The organism is Paenibacillus sp. J53TS2, from assembly GCF_018403305.1.
Classification (GTDB): Bacteria; Bacillota; Bacilli; order Paenibacillales; family Paenibacillaceae; genus Fontibacillus; species Fontibacillus rhizolycopersici.
The window spans coordinates 184,988-204,225 of record NZ_BOSK01000007.1 but is presented as its reverse complement, the minus strand read 5'-3'; the positions used below and the strand labels follow the sequence as shown (position 1 = coordinate 204,225).

The 19,238-nt window shown below is 52.5% G+C and carries 13 protein-coding genes; 9 read left to right on the top strand and 4 right to left on the bottom strand.

Annotated elements, in window-relative coordinates; all coding sequences use genetic code 11:
- Positions 1-12 precede the first annotated feature (12 nt).
- Complete coding sequence (locus KJS42_RS16610; RefSeq protein WP_213623502.1) at positions 13-1,992, top strand: methyl-accepting chemotaxis protein; 1,980 nt, start codon at positions 13-15, stop codon at positions 1,990-1,992.
- Between the two features lie 65 nt (positions 1,993-2,057).
- Here the strand turns inward: KJS42_RS16610 and KJS42_RS16605 are convergent, their stop codons facing one another.
- On the bottom strand, positions 2,058-2,357 hold the full coding sequence (locus tag KJS42_RS16605; RefSeq protein WP_213623501.1) for a hypothetical protein: 300 nt from the start codon (positions 2,355-2,357) through the stop codon (positions 2,058-2,060).
- A 190-nt stretch (positions 2,358-2,547) separates the two neighbouring features.
- On the opposite strand from KJS42_RS16605, the gene KJS42_RS16600 reads away from it, so the two are divergent.
- The 8 genes from KJS42_RS16600 to KJS42_RS16565 all read left to right on the top strand — a co-directional run bounded on the left by KJS42_RS16600 (position 2,548) and on the right by KJS42_RS16565 (position 17,212).
- Positions 2,548-4,170 (top strand): stalk domain-containing protein, encoded by a 1,623-nt coding sequence (locus tag KJS42_RS16600; RefSeq protein WP_213623500.1) that lies wholly within the window; start codon positions 2,548-2,550, stop codon positions 4,168-4,170.
- 12 nt (positions 4,171-4,182) lie between these two features.
- Positions 4,183-6,420, top strand: coding sequence for a FecR family protein (locus KJS42_RS16595; protein WP_213623499.1), 2,238 nt, complete (start codon positions 4,183-4,185; stop codon positions 6,418-6,420).
- A gap of 186 nt (positions 6,421-6,606) precedes the next feature.
- Positions 6,607-7,611 carry a LacI family DNA-binding transcriptional regulator gene (locus KJS42_RS16590; RefSeq protein ID WP_213623538.1) on the top strand — a complete coding sequence of 335 codons (1,005 nt, stop codon included), beginning with the start codon at positions 6,607-6,609 and terminating at the stop codon, positions 7,609-7,611.
- A 159-nt stretch (positions 7,612-7,770) separates the two neighbouring features.
- Positions 7,771-9,114, top strand: coding sequence for a glycoside hydrolase family 30 protein (locus tag KJS42_RS16585; protein ID WP_193415580.1), 1,344 nt, complete (start codon positions 7,771-7,773; stop codon positions 9,112-9,114).
- Between the two features lie 32 nt (positions 9,115-9,146).
- Complete coding sequence (locus KJS42_RS16580) at positions 9,147-12,374, top strand: cellobiose phosphorylase (RefSeq protein WP_213623498.1); 3,228 nt, start codon at positions 9,147-9,149, stop codon at positions 12,372-12,374.
- A gap of 130 nt (positions 12,375-12,504) precedes the next feature.
- Entirely contained in the window at positions 12,505-13,656 is a 1,152-nt protein-coding gene (locus KJS42_RS23300; protein ID WP_213623497.1) for a winged helix-turn-helix domain-containing protein, read from the top strand.
- A gap of 89 nt (positions 13,657-13,745) precedes the next feature.
- Entirely contained in the window at positions 13,746-15,062 is a 1,317-nt protein-coding gene (locus KJS42_RS16570) for an MFS transporter (protein WP_213623496.1), read from the top strand.
- A gap of 410 nt (positions 15,063-15,472) precedes the next feature.
- On the top strand, positions 15,473-17,212 hold the full coding sequence (locus KJS42_RS16565) for a sensor histidine kinase (RefSeq protein WP_239483485.1): 1,740 nt from the start codon (positions 15,473-15,475) through the stop codon (positions 17,210-17,212).
- An 84-nt stretch (positions 17,213-17,296) separates the two neighbouring features.
- On the opposite strand, the gene KJS42_RS16560 is transcribed toward KJS42_RS16565, so the two are convergent.
- From KJS42_RS16560 to ytaF, 3 genes are all read right to left on the bottom strand, one after another.
- On the bottom strand, positions 17,297-17,539 hold the full coding sequence (locus KJS42_RS16560; RefSeq protein WP_155606408.1) for an NHLP leader peptide family RiPP precursor: 243 nt from the start codon (positions 17,537-17,539) through the stop codon (positions 17,297-17,299).
- A gap of 64 nt (positions 17,540-17,603) precedes the next feature.
- On the bottom strand, positions 17,604-18,545 hold the full coding sequence (locus KJS42_RS16555) for a hypothetical protein (RefSeq protein ID WP_206106912.1): 942 nt from the start codon (positions 18,543-18,545) through the stop codon (positions 17,604-17,606).
- 70 nt (positions 18,546-18,615) lie between these two features.
- Positions 18,616-19,230, bottom strand: a complete 615-nt coding sequence (ytaF, locus tag KJS42_RS16550; RefSeq protein WP_155606409.1) for a sporulation membrane protein YtaF — start codon at positions 19,228-19,230, stop codon at positions 18,616-18,618.
- Positions 19,231-19,238: the final 8 nt, after the last annotated feature.

The following is a 19,238-nucleotide window of genomic DNA, read 5'->3' as shown; positions in this document are numbered from 1 at the left end:
GGGAGGACTATCATGCTTCGTAAATTTTCATTTTCCATTCGTCAAAAGCTTATTTTTTCGTTTGCCGCTGTTTTGCTGATTCCCAGCCTGATTATCGCCGGTACGACCTATTTGACGGCGAGCAACGGGATTGAAGCGGAACTGATGTCCAGTGCGCAAGAGAGTGTGGACACCGCAGATACGGTGATTACAAGCAATTTTGAGAACATGACGTCCGATCTGGATTATTTTGCCGGCCAATTGGACACGCCGACAGTCGATGCGGAGTTAGCGTCGGGGGGAACGGCGGTGAAAAACCGACTGAATCAATACCTGGCCTTACATAAGGATGTGTTAAATATTTATGTCGGCACAAGTAAAGGGGGAACATTGCTTGGGGTGGACCAGGAACTGCCGCCTGACTTCGACCCGAGAGTACGGGATTGGTATGTGCAGGCGCTGAAGACCCCCAATGCGGTCGTTTCCCCGGTTTATTTGTCCGTTGACGGAAGTCCGGTCGTTTCCATTTCTAAGATACTTAAGGATGGAAAGGGAGTCATTGCCCTCGACTTGAACTTATCCGGCATTTCGAAAATGACGAACATGAAAGTGGGAGAAGAGGGATATATCCTGATTCTCGACAATACCAAGAAGACGGTCGTAAATCCGGCAGGCGGCGTCGGCGAAGAGGCGAAAGACAGTTACGTGTCCCAGATGTTTGCGGAGGACGGAGGAACGTTTGATTACGTCATGAACGGCCAGAAATATAAGATGGCGATCCACAAGAATGAATTAACCGGTTGGCGGATCGGTGGGACGATGAGTCAAAGCGAGGTGTCGCGCGAAACGGTGAAAATCCGCAATACCGCGATCTTTGTAGTATTGCTGTCGATAGCTGGAGGAGCCATTCTAATCATCTTTAATATCCGTTCGATCCTCGTTCCGATCCGCAGATTAAAGCGAGCTACCGCGATCCTCGGTCAAGGCGATCTAACGGAGAAGCTGGATGGCTTCAAGCGCGATGAAATCGGCGAACTGGCCGCTAATTTCCAGCTGATGGTCGATAATTTGCGAGTGATGATCGAAGGGGTTCGAGAAATGACCGAGAATGTCTCGGCATCGGCCGAGCAGCTATCCGCCGGATCCGAACAGACGACGAAAGCGATCGAACACGTGACGGTGGCCATCCAGGATGTTGCTGTCGGTAGCGAGCAGCAGCTGAACAGTGTGGAAAGCGGTGCAGCCAGCGTGGATGCGATGGCCCGGCAAGTGGAATACGTTTCCGGCAACATGCAGCTCATTACCCGGACGATGTCGGGGACGGCGGACTCCGCCCAGCAAGGTACAGAACTGGTGGCTGGCGCTGAAGAGAAGATCCGCGGTGTCGAAGAGACCGTTGCGGAGTTGGCATCCGTGATCCGTTCGCTGCATCAGCGTGCAGAGCAAATCGGCGGCATTGCCGCATTGATGGCAGGGGTCGCTCAGAAGACGAACATGTTGTCGTTGAACGCGGCGATCGAGGCGTCCCGAGCCGGCGAGGAAGGGCGCGGATTCGCGGTAGTTGCCGGCGAGATTCGGAAGCTGGCAGAGGGCTCTGGGCAATCCGCAGACCAAATCCGCGATTTAATCGCTCAGATCCGGGGAGAAATGAATCGGGCGGCGACCACGATGGAAGACGTTCAGTCCAAAGTGTCGGAAGGTAGGGAGGCCGTTGATTTATCCGGTCAATCGTTTGTTGCCATTAGCCGTTCGGTCGTGGAAGCGGCGGGTGCGATTGAAACGGCTGCCGGGACCATGCAGGAAGTGACGGAAGAAACCGGAACGGCACGAGAGGCGATCGAACGAATTCGCCAGCTCTCCGAGGAGACGGCCGGCAACACGCAAACGATATCGGCCGCAGCGGAGGAACAGCTTGCTTCCGTGGAAGAGATCGCTTCGTCCTCGGCCGATTTAAGCCGGCTGGCTGAGCAACTGCAAACCCTGGTTGGTAAGTTTAAAGTGTATAAGGACTAATGGTTTTCAATTTGAAAAGCCTTCCGCGCAATCGGGCGCGGGAGGCTTCTTTTTTTCGTAAGGATCTATTCGGTTTCGTCACCGTCAAAACCGTTGAGCAAATCGGTACCGTACATGACATCCGGATCGGGAGCGACAGGATCAATGGGACTGTCTTTCTGGATCACGTCCGCATCCGGCACATCGGGAAGCGGAGCCTCTTGTCCTACTGCCGCGGTCTCTTCCTCACTGATTCCTTGAGCGACCCGTGTATCGTGAGGCAGCAGATCATCGCTGGGGATGTCGTTCTCGGGGCGATACTCCTTAAGTAGCTCGTACCGCTCATATTCGAAGTCGGCAGAGGTTCTGTCATCTAATACGTCCATGACGAACGGTCTCCTTTCCTGGAAATTGCGAATCTCCAAAAGTGTACCCCAAAAAAACCTCGGAATTCGACTGTAAAATATTATACAGAGGAAGAAATTTCCGATATTATAACTGTGTGATAAATATCATAGTTGGTTGTTGGAGAATTTGTCGGGCTGTTCAGGAACTAAAGGATAAGGGGAGAGTCGATTGCAAAATAAAAGGTACATGAAACTTAAAGGGAGGTTGCTGCTGGCAGCCCTTCTCGGGTTGAGTGGTGTTGTCGCTGTACAAACGCCAGCTTCGGCGGCTTGGTCCGGCGGACTTGTCAACGATGCCGGCAGACCTTTGCTGCAGGTGGACGTTTATGCCGGGACAGGACAAGCAGGGTGGACGGAAGGAGCATTGGGGGAGGCTGATTTTCGAACTCCCGGAGGTCTTCTGCGATTACCTGACGGAAGTTTATTGGTGGCCGATACGGCCAATCAGGTGATCCGGCAAATCAAAGACGGGGTCGTGAGCACTTTTGCGGGTCTTCCTTTCCCGGCAAAGCTGGATGAATGGAATGAACCGATCGGCGGGTTCCTTGACGGTCCATTAGGGGAATCTGCGTTCCGGGCTCCATCAGGGCTGGCAATGGACGCATCCGGGAATATCTATGTTGCAGATGCGGGCAATCATGCCATTCGAAAGATCACCTCGGACGGGCAGGTGCATACCCTGGCCGGTGACGGTATCTTAGGGTTTCGAGACGGCAAAGGGGATAAAGCCCGGTTTCACTCGCCTCAGGATATCGCGGTCACCGGAGACGGGACGGTTTACGTGGCGGATACGCTGAATCATGCCATACGCAGAATCACCCCGGACGGTGAGGTCACCACGCTGAACGCAACTTCGGAACGCGTCGTCGAGGTGTATCCGGGACTCGTCGTTCTTGCAGGGGATTACCTTGACGGCCGTTTGACGCAGGCACGGTTTAACGAACCGTCCGGATTGGCCCTAGATGATCAAGGGAATCTGTATGTCAGCGATCGCGGGAATCATCTCATTCGCTATATCGATTTTACAACGAAGACGGTAACGACGGTGGCCGGTAAAGTGCCCGAATCAATGAATTCGGCATCGGAGCAGGCTCTGCTGGCAGCTGGTGGTTATCAGGATGGCGATGCGGCGGCAGCGCGGTTTAATGGGCCAGCCGGTCTCGCCTGGACGAAAGAAGGGTTGCTGATCGCCGACTCCTTGAATCATGCGATCCGGTTGCTTCAACATCAGACAGTCTCGACGCTGGTCGGCAACCGGGATGGAGCGCCGGGCAACACGGGGCATACGGAGGCTAACGCGCACCTTTCATTGCCGGTGGATGTTGTGGTTGATGGGGATACCGGTGAAGTTTGGGTAGCTGACGCGATGAATCGGCAAGTCCGTATGCTGCATCCCTATCGGTTACCAGATTCAGCTGTGGACTTTAAGGGACCGGCATTATTGTTCGAGCAACGCTGGTTGGCAAGGGAGGAGCAACTCATTCTCAAGCAAGGTCGATTGGATGTTCCCCTTCGTCTTCTCGCGGAGGCCGCAGGTTACACTATCGCCTTAAATTCAGCGGGGGGCATTGTCATCCAAGGAGAGGGGCGATCCTTATCTTTAAGTACCGGAAATTCTGAAGTGACGGTTACCGACAGCTCGACGGGAGAGGTATCACAGTTCACTTTGGCTGCCGCTCCTTATGTCAGCGGCGGCAAAGTGTATATCCCATTGCGGGATGCCGGTGCCTTGTTGAATAAGGAAATCACTTGGCTGTCGGAAGCTCGACTGGCCATCATGAGGGATAAATAGGAGGTGAAGGACATGAACAAATGGATAAGAAACCTATGCGGGGGGATCGCTGCGTTACTGATCTGGATGGCCATTGGCCAATCAGCTATGGTTGCAGCGTCAGAGATCAGCGTGCGAACCGCCGTCATTGTAGCCTTACAGGGGGAGGCCAAGGTTCAGCCCGCTGGATCAAGCTTACAGTATGATGCGTTTGAGGGGATGACCCTGCAGCAAGGGGATCGGCTCATCGTCGGTCAAGGCGGCGCGCAGCTGCGGATCAAAGATACCGGAGATGAAGTGAATCTTGGGGAGTATAGCTTGCTGGACATCAGCCGCCTGGCCGGCGGACCGCAGGGGAAAACAACAAAGCTGACGATGCTTTCCGGTATGGCCTATTTTGCCGTGACCGACTTGCACGGGAAGCCGGATACGTTCCAGGTGGTGAACGGGAATCATACCTTGGACGTAAAAGGAACTCACTTTCTGGTTGTAACGGACCCGGTCACGGGAGCGAGCAGCTTAAGCGTGGTTGCGGGGGCGGTGAGCACAGGTAGTTCAAGACCTGCTTCTGGGGGATCTCTTAACCAGCAGCCTCCAATCATCATCTATCCAGCGCAGCAAATCTATCTTGGGGGCAGTGAACCCGGCGGACCCAGTGTGGTCGATCCGACCCGCCTGATCCAAAACGCGCCGCCCGGAGTCATCGAAAGCCTGCTCAAAAACGCTGAGAAAATTCAGCAGGAAAACGAGCAAACGAAAAAGAGTTTTGAAGAACAGGCGAATACGCCTAAGCAGCCTGCAAACCCGAATCTCGCGCAGCAGTTAGCTGATCTCAACAAGATAAGCCAGAATTTGTCCAACCTGGTCGGGAACCTGGCGCAAGAAGCCGTAAAACAACAAAAGCTGTCTTCCGGGCAAGTGCAGCAGTTGATTGACGAGGCCAACCGCTCCCTGGGAGGGAACGGGAAAATCGATTTGGACAAGGTTCAACCGCTGGATCCAACGGCTGGGGTAAATCCAGAACTCGCGAAAATGGAACAACTGCTCAAGGAAAAGCAGGAGGAATTGAATCGACAGCAACTGGAGAAACAGAATGCGCACCAGGCACTGATTCAACGCATTCTAGAGCAACAAGCAAAGCTGCAGGAGGAGAACCGGAAGGCACAAGAGGAAGCCCGTGCCAGGGCACAGGAGCAATTCACGAATAAACTCCCACCGCAGGATCGGGAACAATTCTTGGCCGATAAGCGGAAGCTGGAGCAAGAAAAGATCCAGCGAGGGGGTTCCACTCCTCCGTCTCCGGCGCCTGCAGTACCGACGGCGCCGAGCGGCGGGACTTCAGCGCCATCGAATCCAAATCCAAATCCGAATCCGAATCCAAATCCAAATCCGGAACCCCCGGCATCGTTTACTTTGAACTGGCGGTACGCCGATGAAACGTCCGTACCGTTGGGTGTACAGCACACCTTGGCTTTCGGCCTGACGCTAAAAGAGGGAGTGGAGCCGAAGTCGGACAAGCTTAAGGTCAAAGTAACGCTTAGCTCGAATGTGCCGGAGGCGGTATATGCCGCGATCGGTTACGACTTCGAATATGATTCGTTGCCGCCGACCGAGCTGAACCTAGAGGCATGCGGAACGTCGACGGCGGCGAGCTGTGGAGAGGCGTGGCTTCCTTCCGAGGAGGATGCGGGTTACGGCATTGGAGCCTTAGGCGACGGTTGGCCGGCCGTTATATCGGCTAACTGGGGGCAAATCGGCAATTATACCGTTACCGCAGAGGCTTTCCAAAGTGAGGGGGATACTCTGGTTTCATTAGGCAAACAATCGTTCCAGTTTAAGGTGTCCGAAAAGCCGACGATCGGCCTTACGGGCGGAGAGTCATCGGTAAATCTGGCTCCAGAGGAACAACTGACTTATGCGTTTAGCGCCAAAGGTGAGAATATCCAACCATCGTATCGACTGGCGTTGAAGGCTACGATATACGGTGAAGCTCCGTATGCTGACGTACCGGTCACACTTTATCATAACGGTGCGCCGGTTGCCTCGGGGATCGTTGACGGGAATGGAACGGCTTACCTGACAGGTGAAGCAGGCGTTTTAGCCGCACTGTTGGCAGCGGGCAGTGATTTAACGCTGGCATGGGAGCCCTTTGCAGCCGAACCTGGAACGTATGAGATCGGGTTAAGCTGGGTTTATCCTCCGGCCGATGGGTTGGATCCGTATCCCTTTAGCGAAGATAAAAATGTTCAGTTGATTGTTGGGACACTGTAAACGCAACCTCCAATCGCAAGGTTCAGGGAAATCACCCGGGCCTTGCGATTTTTTTGACGCAAGCATCGGGTCGGTTATTCAAGCGCTTTGCAGAATCCGGTTGACTTCCGGTAAACCAGCGGCTACAATGGCCTGTGAATCCTGGTACGAGCCGCTTGCTTGGACCGGGGCAGAGGAGATGAGATGTTGATTACGATCTACGATATCGCGCAATTTACCGGCTTTTCGCCGACCACGGTATCCAAGGTGTTTAACGGATACTCCGACGTCAGTGAGAAGACGCGCCGTAAAATCCTGGACGCAGCCGATGAACTTGGTTATGTGCCGAATGCTCACGCGCGTTCGCTGACAACCAAACGGTCTTGGATGATTGGCGTGCTGTTTATCGAGCCTTCCGGCGCGGGTATCCTGCATCCCTATTTCGGCGGCGTCATCGAGGGCTTCAAGCAAGTTGCCACCTCCAAGGGTTATGACTTGATGTTTATTTCCAAGGATATCGGCGGCAAGCGAAGTGGCTATCTGGAGCATTGCAAGATCCGTGGCATCGACGGTGTGGTGGTGGTCTTGCCGGATGCATCCGATCCCTATTTCCAAGAGCTGCTGGAGTCTAAAATCCCATGCGTACTGCTAGATCAGAAGTCTACCGTCAAGAGTACCGTGTACTCGGATAATGCGGAAGGTGTGCGGAAGGCTGTATCCTATTTGCATTCCATCGGCCACCGGAAAATCGCACATATCGGCGGCGGTCCAACGTTCGCCGGAGAACAGCGGTTAAACGGCTATATACAGGCGATGGAGGAGCTAGGACTCACGATCAACCCGCAGCATGTCGTGCAAGGGAGCTACGATTACACCATAGAGAGCGGCAGCAGAGCGATGGAAGAACTCTTGAAAGCGGACGAACGGCCAACGGCTGTATTTGCGGCCGGCGATAATTTAGCGGTCGGGGCCATGATGGCGATGAAACGGCATGGACTACGCGTTCCTGAGGACATCTCGTTGGTCGGCTTCGACGACATTGAAATGGCGAAATTTTTATCGCCGGCCTTAACGACGGTACGACAAAATACATATGTACTTGGCAGCAGGGCGGCTGACATGTTAATCTATTCGATAGAAGGCGGGGAAGACGTGCAAAAGGGCGTTATCCCGGTGGAGCTGGTCGTTCGAGAGTCTTGCCGATCGCTGTAGCTGGCTTGCCTCTATTTTTTTACAAGATATCGAAACCGGTTTCGATGCCCGTCATACTTCGAAAGTTGATGGCTCAGCTCATTCCGCCGACACTGTTCCTTTATGAAATGTAATCGATTTCAGGGACGCTAATTTTGAAACTCAAGGAGAGGATTCACGATGGCAAAATGGTTAAAGGTACTCACTTCACGCGATTCTGCTGACCGTCTGCAGCCCCAAGGGGAACTGGAGGTTCAATCCGGTGCGGGTGTCGGAGCGGGGCAGAGGTTGAAGGTCCTGCCGGAGCAAACCTTCCAAACGGTGATGGGTTTCGGCGGAGCTTTTACGGAAGCGACCGCTTATACGTTATCCCGGATCAGTCCGCAGAAACGAGATGAAGTCATCCGCCGGTATTTCGATCCGCAAGAGGGGCTGGGGTATACCTTAGGTCGCGTGCACATCCATAGCTGCGACTTCGCACTCGAAAACTACACGTACATCGAAGACGGCGATGTTGAGCTGAAGACGTTCGATATCTCCCGTGATCACAAGTGGGTGATTCCGCTGATTCATGATGCGGCGAAAACGGCTGGGAAGGACATCACCATGCTAGCCTCTCCTTGGAGCCCGCCGGCCTGGATGAAGACGAACGGGGACATGAACCACGGCGGCCAGCTAAAGCCGGAATACCGCGAGGCTTGGTCGAAATACTATACGAAGTTCATTAAAGCTTACCGCGAAGCGGGAATTCCCATCTGGGGGATCTCGGTACAGAATGAACCGGCGGCGGTGCAAACCTGGGATTCCTGTATTTACAGCGGCGAGGAAGAGCGCGATTTCGTTCGCGATCACCTGGGGCCGACGATGCATCAGGAAGGGCTGGCAGACGTCAACATCCTGATCTGGGACCACAACCGGGATATTATGATCGAGCGCGCCTCCGCCGTCCTGAGCGATCCCGAGGCGGCCCAATACGTTTGGGGAACCGGCTTTCACTGGTATGTCAGCGAAGCGTTCGAGAACGTTGGCAAAGTGCATGAACTGTTCCCCGACAAGCACCTCCTGTTTACGGAAGGCTGTCAGGAAGGCGGCGTGAAGCTTGGCGCATGGTTTACCGGCGAACGTTATGGCCGCAATATCATCGGTGACCTAAACAATTGGAACGAAGGCTTCCTGGATTGGAACCTAGTGCTTGACGAAACGGGAGGCCCGAACCATGTGGGCAACCTATGCGACGCGCCGATTATCGCCGATACGAAGGCCGATACGGTTCATTACAACAGTTCTTATTACTACATTGGCCATTTCAGTAAATATATCCAACCTGGGGCTGTTCGCATCGGAATGGATACCGAAATTCCATCCCTGCTGGCTACGGCGTTCCGCAATCCGGACGGCAGCTTCGCGGTGGTTGTGCAGAACGAAAGCGATGAAGCGCAGCCGTTTGCTTTAGAACTGGGCGGCGAAGCCGCCAGCGAAACGCTGCCGGCCCATTCGATCGCAACGTACATCATCCAAGCTTAAACCTAATTTTACTTAACGGAGGGATACGCCCTATGCCTAAATATGCTTTTGAGGAAAATGCGTTCGTCATTGAACAATTTGACCGGGCGAAGCCGTTCTCGAGCTTCCTCCCCGGACTTGCCGGCCTGAAGGGGATTCCGATGTGGACATTTTACGTCAACCGGGGACAGGCGGTTTGCAGTTTCGGGATCCGGGATAAAAACAGCCCGATCATGGAATTCTCCCCGGCGAGCATTACGTACCAATCGGTAGCGATGAAGGGCTTCCGGACGTTCATCAAGGCCGCTGGAAAAACGGGGATCTACGAGCCCTTCCAAAGCGCCTTCCCCGACCCTTCCGCCGTTCGCCGCATGCATATTCTAGCGAATGAGTTGACGATTGAGGAAACCAACGAAGCACAGGGGCTTCGGGTGAAGGTTCGATATTTTCAAATGCCTAACGACGATTATGCAGCCTTGGTGCGCCAAGTGGAGATCACGAATATTTCCGGGGCACCGCTGCAACTGGAAATGTTGGATGGCATGCCGGAGATTCTGCCGTACGGGGTAGAGAACGCCGGTTATAAGGAGATCGGCAATCTTCTGCGCAGCTGGATGGAGGTCGACAATCTGGAGAAGGGGATTCCGTTTTACCGGGTCCGATCCAGCACGCATGATGAGGCTGAAGTGAGCGAGGTACAAAGCGGCCATTTTTACTTGACCTTCGGCGAGGACGGCAAACTGCTGAAGACGATCGCCGACTTTGCCGTCATTTTTGGCGACAATACTTCGCTGGCTTATCCGGACCGCTTTGCCGAGCAGCCGCTGTCCACGTTAACCGCAGAGCCGCAGTATTGCACCAACAAGGTCCCTTGTGGTTTTTCGGCCTTGACCGCCGAGTTGGCCCCAGGAGAAAGCCGGCACATCTATACCTTGATCGGGCATATCGACAGCGTCGAACGGCTGAATACCAAAGCCGCTGATATCGCCAGCCCAGACTACATCGCCCGTAAAAATGCGGAAGCCGGTCAACTGACCGACGAGCTCACCGCTGACATCGCTACGAAGACAGCCCTGCCGCTGTTTGACGCTTATTGCCGACAAAGCTATCTGGACAATTTCCTGCGCGGCGGATATCCGTTTATCTTCGAGAACGGCCGGGAAGGGTTTGTGGTTCATCTGTATTCCCGTAAACACGGAGATCTGGAGCGGGACTACAATTTCTTCTCCATCGCCCCGGAATATTATTCACAGGGCAACGGCAACTTCCGTGACGCCAACCAAAACCGGCGAAGCGATGTCTATTTCAATCCGCGGGTGGGGACGTTTAATATCCGCACGTTTTTCAGCCTGATTCAAGCCGATGGTTACAATCCGCTTGGCGTAGAAGGGACGACGTTCCGGGTCCCTGCGGAGCGGGCCAACGAGCTGTCTGCCTTCCTGCAGAAGGCGGTAGTTGATCACCGGGATGAACTCGCGGCGCTTTGTCTGGGTTCTTTTACCCCGGGAAAGGTGATCTCGCTGATCATCAACCGCGGTGCTCAGCTTCTTGTTGGGGAGAATGAGCTGTTGACCGGCGTGTTATCTCTCGCCGAGCAGCAAATCGAAGCTTCCTTCGGCGAAGGTTATTGGTCGGATCACTGGACCTACAATATGGACCTGATCGACAGTTATCTGAATATTTTCCCGGATCGTAAAGAGCGGTTGTTGTTCGGGGAGCAGGAATACACGTTCTTCGACAGTCCGGCCCGGGTACTGCCGCGCAGTGAGAAGTACGTACTGAGCGGCGGTCACGTTCGCCAATACGGCTCGTTGGTCCATGATGAAGAGAAGATGGCGAAGCAAGGGCTGACGCTGAAGAGCACCAACTGGCTCAAAACGGGGTATGGCAACGGAGAAATCTATCGCACTACCTTGTTCGTAAAGCTGTTGTCTCTGGGATTGATCAAGTTCGCCACGTTGGATCCCTTCGGAATGGGCGTAGAGATGGAGGCGAATAAACCAGGCTGGAACGATGCAATGAACGGACTGCCTGGACTGTTTGGCTCGGGAATGAGTGAGACGTTCGAGTTGAAGCGGCTTCTGCGGTTCGTTCAGGTGGCTTGTGCCGAAGCTGGCGACGATGGCCATGAAGTGTCTGTGCCGGAAGAGCTCGCCGCTTTGCTTGGTGAAGTGAGCGACCTGCTGGAAGTCCGTTTGGCGGGGAGTTTGGAGCCATTTGGTTATTGGGACCGGGTGGCCGCTGCCCGCGAGAAGTACCGGGAAGCCATTCGTTTCGGGATCAGCGGGACGGAAGTCCGTCTACCGTTAAGTGCGATCGGAATCCTGGCGTCTCGGATGTTGGAGCAAATCGAGCGCGGCATTCAGGAAGCCATCCGGCTGGGCGACGGCGTGACGCCAACGTATTTCGCCTTCGAAGCGGTGGAATTTGAGCCGGTGACGGATGCTCAAGGCGCGCCGGTCATCAGCAGTTACGGCTTGCCCAAGGCGGTGGTGAAGAAATTTACCGTTCGGCCGCTGCCGCATTTCCTGGAAGGTCCAGCCCGTTGGTTGAAGACGGTAGAGGATCAGGGCGAAGCTAAGCGGACGTACGAGCAAATCCGCCGCAGCGACCTGTTCGACACCCGGCTTCAAATGTACAAAACCTCGGTTAGTCTGGATGCGGAAACCCATGAAATCGGACGGATTCGCGCCTTTACAGCGGGGTGGCTGGAGCGGGAATCGGTCTTCCTGCATATGAGCTACAAGTATTTGCTGGCGCTGCTCAAGAGCGGCTTGACGGAGGAGTTCTTCGCGGAGCTTCGCGCCTCGTTGATTCCGTTCCTCGATCCGGCCGTATATGGCCGCAGTACATTGGAGAACTCGTCCTTTATCGCCACGAGCGTGAACCCGGATCCGGATACCCATGGTCGCGGTTATGTCGCTCGGCTCAGCGGATCCACCGCCGAGTTCCTCAGCATGTGGATGATGATGATGGCCGGGAAACGAGTCTTCCGCATACACGAAGGCAAGCTTCGGCTTACGCTCCAACCCCTCCTGCCGGGATGGCTCTTTGACGAGCGGGGTGAAGTGTCATTCCGCTTCTTGGGTACGACGGAGGTCGTATATCGGAATCCGCAGAAGAAAGACACCTTCGGCTCTGATGCGGCGGTAATCCGTCGGTTGGCGGTACAGAAGCAGGATGGGACGGAGCAAGTCGTCGACGGCTCCGCTATCGAGGGTTTGCTGGCCGAAGAGATCCGCAACGGTACCGTGTGGCGGATCGAAGCGGAGTTGGCTTAACAGAAACGAAAAGCGAGGAAATTTACTCCAGACGGGTGCCAGACAGCGATGCCTGGCACCCGTCTGGAGTCTTTTTTTGCGCGTAGATGTTATAATATGGGGAACATTTGCGGGGAAGGAAGGAACACCGATGCATATGGAAATCAACAGCGAACGATACGAAGTTACCGCAGAGGGCCTTACGGTTGAGTTGTTGCCGAAGGAGTTCGCGCTGTTTCAGTTCTTGCACCGCAACGCCGGTCGGACATTCAGCCGAGAGCAGTTGCTGGACAAGGTGTGGCCGCTGGAATACCCGGTCGAGCGTACGGTGGACGACCATATCTATCGGCTTCGCAAGAAGCTAAAGCCTATCCACGGGCTGGAGATCAGGACGATTCGGGGCTTAGGCTACAACCTGGTGCTCCCGATTTCCGATCATTCGGAGGGAACCATTCCAACCCTAGCAGACCCGGAGCTGCATGAGACCATGCGAGCTCTGCTCGGCAAATATCAACTCTACGGCCAAGGGCGCTCGATGCTGACGCTGGCACGCCAGCAGGATGTGCTTGGCTATAAACTGGATCCGTTCTACGCGGTATACATCCCGTTTGTGCAAGGCGATCTGGACGGGCTCTTGAATAAGAACGATGCTCCTTTGCGGGACCGCTTGTATTACTTGCTGCTGTTCTTCTGCCTGTCGGGAAGTCCGGAGCGTGCCTTGCCGGTATGCGAGCGTATGTTTGCCCTGGAATTGCTGCCGCCCCCTCATCACAGGGAGATGGAGATTCTGACGATCCTGGATATTTATACCCTGGCCGGTGAGCCGATAAAAGCGGTGGAACGCTTACGCCTTAGCTATCGCATCATCGCGGAGTTGAGTTACGACAACTTCATCCCGCAAACCGCGATCGCTGAGCTGTTGGCTCATCTGGTGGCAGGATCACCGGAGCGCAAAATCGAGAAGTTGGCGGATGCCATAGAAAATGGGATGTTAACCGAGAAACCCTTTTTAAGAGAGATTGGCAGCTATAAAGTGGTAAAAGGATTATGGCTGCAGCGGAGAGGGGAAGGGACGGGAGCGGAAAAACTACTGGATGAAGGGCTGGCTGTACTGGAACGGTCTGGCTTCGTGCCGCTACGCTTACTTTCCTTGTACCGAATCGTTAATTATTTTATCCTGTTCCCTCCCCCATTAGCGTTGGATCGAAAATACAAGGCATTATTTGACATGGAACTGGATCGGATAGGGGTAACCCGGTTGTCGGACGCGCTCGAAGCCGTTATCCGCGGCGAGTTAGGTTGATCTGTGCAATCGCTCTGATGATTCTCTGACATTCCTCCGTTACATTGAGCTTAGGTCATTCGAAACTAGCTTTATTTGGGGGAGTGTAAATGACGGGCAATGTACAAGCCGGGGTTGCCAGCTTGCTTCGTAACAAGATATTCACACGTATCTATACAGCCTACACAGCGGCGACATTTGGTGATTGGTTCGATATGCTGGCCATCCAGGTGCTGGTGGGATACCGCTGGGAAGCCGGGCCGCTCATGCTGGCGCTGATTCCCGTAACCAACGCTCTACCTAGTGTCCTGCTCGGTTCCCTTGCGGGCGTGGTCGCGGACCGAATCAACCAGTTGAAGTTGATGCGCCTTTGCGATTTGCTGACAGCCGCGCTGACCTTGCTGATTCTGCTGGCTCCGAATATGCTCTGGTTGCTTCCGGTGCTGACACTGAGAGCAACCCTCTCAACGTTCATGATTCCCGCTCAACAAGCGTTGACGCGCAGCATCGTTCGGGAAGACCAGCTATTTCAAGCAACCTCGTTGAATGGCTTCGTCAACCAGGGCTCCAAGATCGCCGGTCCGCTGCTCGGCGGCTTTGCACTGGCCTTATTAACACCAGAGTGGTGCATCCTGCTGAATGCTTGCTTTCGTTTGTCTTCATTGTTGATTCTGCTCACGATCAAAAAGGCGGAAGTTGAATTCAAGAAGGTAGGACTAAATCTAGCTAGTTCTTCCTCCTCTCCGGAAACTGCTGTCGATACATCCTTGCGTACCATGTGGATCGAAGGCTTAAGGTTTATCCTGAAAACCCGGGTATTAATGGTAACTCTGCTGTTTGGTTTTGTCGCGACGACAGCCATCCAAATGATCGATTTTCAATTCACCAGCCTGTTTCGGGAAATTGCCCCTCTGAAGGAGGCTTATCTCAGTTGGATGGTAGCCGCGGCGGGGATTGGGGCCGTGTTGGTGATTGCAGTGCTTAACCGCTGGAATAGAGGGGCAGCAGGTTACGCTTGGAAATTCGGCGCCGGATACGGGTTGATAGGTATAGCTGTCGGCGGTCTGGGCTTGCTCCCCGCGGGGAGTGCGGCAGTTCCCATCCTGTTGTTGGGATTCGGATTAGGCGTCGGCAATGGATTGGTGGTCGTAACCTTCAATTACTGCCTGCAAAAAGAAACGCCATCGGCCATGGTCGGCCGTGTCTTTGGTATCCAAACCTCTCTCTTGGGAGCTGTGATGTTCGTAGCCCCGTTGTTCGGTGGACTTCTGGTGGAAAGGATTGGACCGGGGACGACTTTTGTATATTTAGGTGGAGTAATCGGAGCGCTTGGCTTGTTGGTGCTTGCGCTGGGGAAAGTACTGTGGCGGGCGGAAGCAGCGTCCGTTGTGCGAAACGATGTGAAACGAACGACGGAGGGAGTATAGATCTGTCCGTCTGAAAGGTTAACGAGATGAAACGCAGGAGATGGCTCCTGCGTTTTTTTTGATAGAAAATGCAAACTATTCATAGATAAAACAACTTAGACACGGTAAAATAACTGTGGTGCCCGAATCTTAAAAATATTTATCACTATTTCCATATAATTGAAGGTTTTTGCGGTAATTGTATCGAATGATGTATTGTTCTAGAAATTCAACAACAGGCTTTCTCTTAATCATAACTGCAGAGGTGTTATATGAAGGCTTTGACAAAAAGCGTTATTGTGTTTTTCCTACTGCTCTTGGCTACGCTTTGCTTCTTTTTATTTAAAGGTTACGATGATCCTGGGTCAGATACCATTCAAATAGATCATTGGCAAATCACATGGACGGATCGATTCGATCCAGAAACGAGTATGGATAACGTAAAGTCGCTGGATGGCTGGACAGATGTGAAAGCAGATGAGGTGATCCCAGAGAAGCCCCGTAATGGGATGTCCCAATGGATCAAGTTTCAGCTCCCCGAATTGTCAGATAATTCCCAAATTATGTTTATCGATAAGATTAATGCAAGTCATGTGATCGTCATGATTAACGGGAAACGCGTTTACGAATCCAATCGGTTATTCAATTATGCCATCAACAATATTGTCATTCCGATCACTGCGGAGAACTCCAAGCAAACCGTCTATATTGGGTCAACCTCGGCGACGTATAAAATCGGCCTGTTTGCTCCAATCAAAATCGGCGATTATCAAGGTTTGATGAAAAAATTCGTTAGGGATAACGTTCCGGACCTCGTATTGGGAAGTACATTGATTTTTATCGCTGCAATCATGCTCATCTGCGCGCTTTTCTTAAAGCATGTACATATCCCCATGTGGTTTTCGTTATGCGGAGTCATCTTTTCCAGCGGACTGCTTGTGCTCACGTACACGTCGTTTGTCTATTGGCTGTTTGACTTTGTGATCGCGGGTAGGCTACTGATGGTATTGTTTGACTTGGCCTTGTTTAGTTTGCTTCCGGCGCTTACTTATTTCTTTGAACAAACCTTCGGTTCAGGATATAAAGGCTTGATAAGACGTTCGCGCAAAGTTGTGTTTGCGTATTCGATTCTTTGCGCCTTTATGTTGATCCTAAATGAGATTTCACCCGACATGTTCAATACACTTTACACCATCGTTACCGTTCAATTCATGGGCTATATCATGGTGGCCCAATTCATCATTCTGGCAGGGACTTTAACGATCAATGTGATTAAGGGGAACAAAGAAGCCGTCATTCTATTATGCGGGTTCTTAATTTTTGCTTTCCTCTGCGTAGGTGAGTTGCTTTGGTATTACTATAATGACGGGTATTATACTCTATTCTTATGGAAGTTGGGAATTATCGGCTTCCTCGGCTCGTTGATCATTATTCTAAGCCGGAGATTTGTCGCAAACCACGAACAGGTAGTAGAGTATTCCAAGCAATTAGAGATGTTCAACAATGAGCTGCAGCGTTCGGAGAAGATGGAGATCATAAGTGAGCTTGCCGCTTCTGTAGCCCATGAGGTGCGCAACCCCTTGCAGGTCACTCGTGGATTTTTACAGTTGCTAGTCGAGAAGCAGCAGCAAGCCGATAAAGTATATCTAAGTATGGCTTTGGAGGAGCTTGATCGCGCCTCTGCGATTATTACGGACTTCCTAACCTTTGCAAAGCCGGAAGGCGGAAAAATTACGGAATTGAACGTGCTTGATGAGTTTATTCATATTGAGGGCATTTTGGTTCCGCTCGCCAATTTGCAAGGCGGGAAAATTACGACGCATATCCCCAAAGATCTTTACGTAAAAGGGAATTCGTCCAAATTCAAACAAGCTTTCATCAACATTATCAAGAACAGCATTGAAGCGCTGAAAGGCGAAGGGGATATCCAAATCTGGAGTTACGAGAAAGATAACCAAGTGGTCATTCATATTAAAGATGACGGGGAAGGGATGGATGAAGACGTGCTGGCCCGGCTAGGTGAACCTTACTTCTCAAACAAAACGAAGGGGACCGGTTTGGGGTTGATGGTGACATTTCGAATCATCGAAGTGATGAACGGCGAGATCCATTTTACCAGTAAAAAAGGGGCAGGAACGGAAGCGGTCATCCGGTTTCCTTCCTCCAAATAGGAGGAAGTTGTCCGGTTCCATTGCTCCTCGTGTCCTGCCCTTTCGGCTTTAACCTCTTCGCGATGTTGAGGTCGTCTTCAAAGGTTAGAACCAAGCTCCAGCTGGTTTTACTTCACTTTTCACTGCTTTTTCCGGCTGAGGTGGAAGTACAACGTAGAACTCGTCAGAGCTTTCTTCCACGGTTTTGATTTTGATGTGATCCGGGAGAATTACACCCAGTGCCTCCTGGATAGCAGCTTTGGGGTCGGCGAGCAACTTAGCTTTAAAGCTTGGGTCTTGCCATGCTTTCTCAACGACTTGCGATTGAAGGAGAGCTCCTGATGTCATAAGATCACCCTTTCTAAAAATAGTATAATTTCCCTATTACTATAACATGTTATTCGACATAACGCTAGGCGTGTGTTTGATTTTTCGACAGCCAATACAATAAACCACCCTGAGCCAACAGTTCTCTCTCTTCTCTCAGGCTTTGTGCCCCCTGCTTGAGACTCTGTCGGAGATACTCGTGAAAGTCTATCAAATGTGTAAGGGTCGGTGCGGTCTGATCGAGTACGGCTGCGTTATGATCTGTCCGCTCGGCATAGGAGAAAAGAATGTCCCGCACAAATAAAGCGTGTTTGATCTCCTCCTGATTCGGTCTACGGTCCCGGGGAATTTGCAGCTCGCGTTGCACTTCGGAAATAAGCGCATTATAGCTGCCTTCGCGGAGATCCTTCTCCCAATCCTCCCAGTCGTCCAACATTTGCAACGTAACTAATACAACGTCAACCGCTTTTTCGAATGCAGGCAACCGGGCTTCTTGGCCGTTCAGGATCAGGAGGCCGGCTACCGTCAACTTCACCGGAGAAGCCTTATGGGCAATCCGTACGGGGTCCTCCTGAAAAAAGTCGTTTTGGTTCTCAAGTGCCACCGCCTCTGCCCATTCAGCAGTATACTTGCGGTAACTATGCCAGAATGGAGATGCTGCCGGATAGTAACTGCTGTAAATCTTCCAAAACTCAAATTGCAGCAGATTCGCTAGCGGTAGTTTCCGTTTATCGCTCACTTCCGGATCGTCCATGACCTCGTCGATCAGATGATAATACATCATAACGAAAATCATGGCTACGGTAAGTCGTCGGCAATCTTCTAGTTTGGAATTTGAGGCCTCTTGCAGCCAATACGCTAACAAGTAGCAAATATAGTTTGTAGATCCCGCTTTGTTTAAGATGCGAAATCTTTCCAGGTAGTTGATTGCCTGGTTCCGGAATTCCTCCGGCAGCTCTGATAAGAGGTGTTCTGCATCATCGAATGCTATACCTAAATCCTGCTCAAAGCGGGTTAACCAATTCACGTAGGATGACCTCCTTTTTCTGGCACCATCCTCTTCATTATATAGGAGAATTTGTAGATAAGGTAGGTTGTCAGAAGAGTTGATGAATGCCGATCAGGATTAACAACAATCCGGAGATGACGGTGGCCCGGTTTCCGAACTTCTCCGCGGCGACCTTCTCGCCAAAGCCAGCGCATGCAGCCAGCAGCAAGTAGCTGAACAAACCGACGGATATCGAGGTATACCAAACGTTCAGATGGGTAATTCCGGCGTTGAAACCACCGGCTAACGCATTCATGGCCAAAGCAATCCCGAGAACAACGGATTCCCCCAAGCTGATGGATTTGGAGCTGTCCTTGTCCGCTTCTTCAGGATTGCGCAGCAGGCGGGTCAGCGGATTCACATCCTCCTCCTGAACGGAAGTGATCTTCTTCTCCAGAAACGGCTGCAGCAATACCCAAACGCCCACACCAACGATCACGACCGTTCCCAATAATTGCCCGATCCAGGGATGGATCCACGAGGATAACCAGCTTCCGAAAAAACCCGACACCAGAGTGGCCAAAAAAGAGATGATGGCGATGGCCAGATTGGAGTACCATGGAATGCGGATTTTACGTACCCCGTAGGCAATTCCGACTCCCGCATTATCCAGGTTGGACGCGAGTCCAATGGCGATGACAGCCAACAGACTGTAAGAACCCATGATGTTCG

Bases quoted from the DNA above. Each gene is read 5' to 3' on its own strand.
- KJS42_RS16560 (WP_155606408.1), bottom strand. From the start codon at position 17,539: ATGACATCAGGAGCTCTCCTTCAATCGCAAGTCGTTGAGAAAGCATGG.
- KJS42_RS16610 (WP_213623502.1), top strand. From the start codon at position 13: ATGCTTCGTAAATTTTCATTTTCCATTCGTCAAAAGCTTATTTTTTCG.
- KJS42_RS23300 (WP_213623497.1), top strand. From the start codon at position 12,505: ATGCATATGGAAATCAACAGCGAACGATACGAAGTTACCGCAGAGGGC.
- KJS42_RS16580 (WP_213623498.1), top strand. From the start codon at position 9,147: ATGCCTAAATATGCTTTTGAGGAAAATGCGTTCGTCATTGAACAATTT.
- ytaF (WP_155606409.1), bottom strand. From the start codon at position 19,230: ATGGGTTCTTACAGTCTGTTGGCTGTCATCGCCATTGGACTCGCGTCC.
- KJS42_RS16565 (WP_239483485.1), top strand. From the start codon at position 15,473: ATGGATAACGTAAAGTCGCTGGATGGCTGGACAGATGTGAAAGCAGAT.
- KJS42_RS16595 (WP_213623499.1), top strand. From the start codon at position 4,183: ATGAACAAATGGATAAGAAACCTATGCGGGGGGATCGCTGCGTTACTG.
- KJS42_RS16570 (WP_213623496.1), top strand. From the start codon at position 13,746: ATGACGGGCAATGTACAAGCCGGGGTTGCCAGCTTGCTTCGTAACAAG.
- KJS42_RS16605 (WP_213623501.1), bottom strand. From the start codon at position 2,357: ATGGACGTATTAGATGACAGAACCTCTGCCGACTTCGAATATGAGCGG.
- KJS42_RS16585 (WP_193415580.1), top strand. From the start codon at position 7,771: ATGGCAAAATGGTTAAAGGTACTCACTTCACGCGATTCTGCTGACCGT.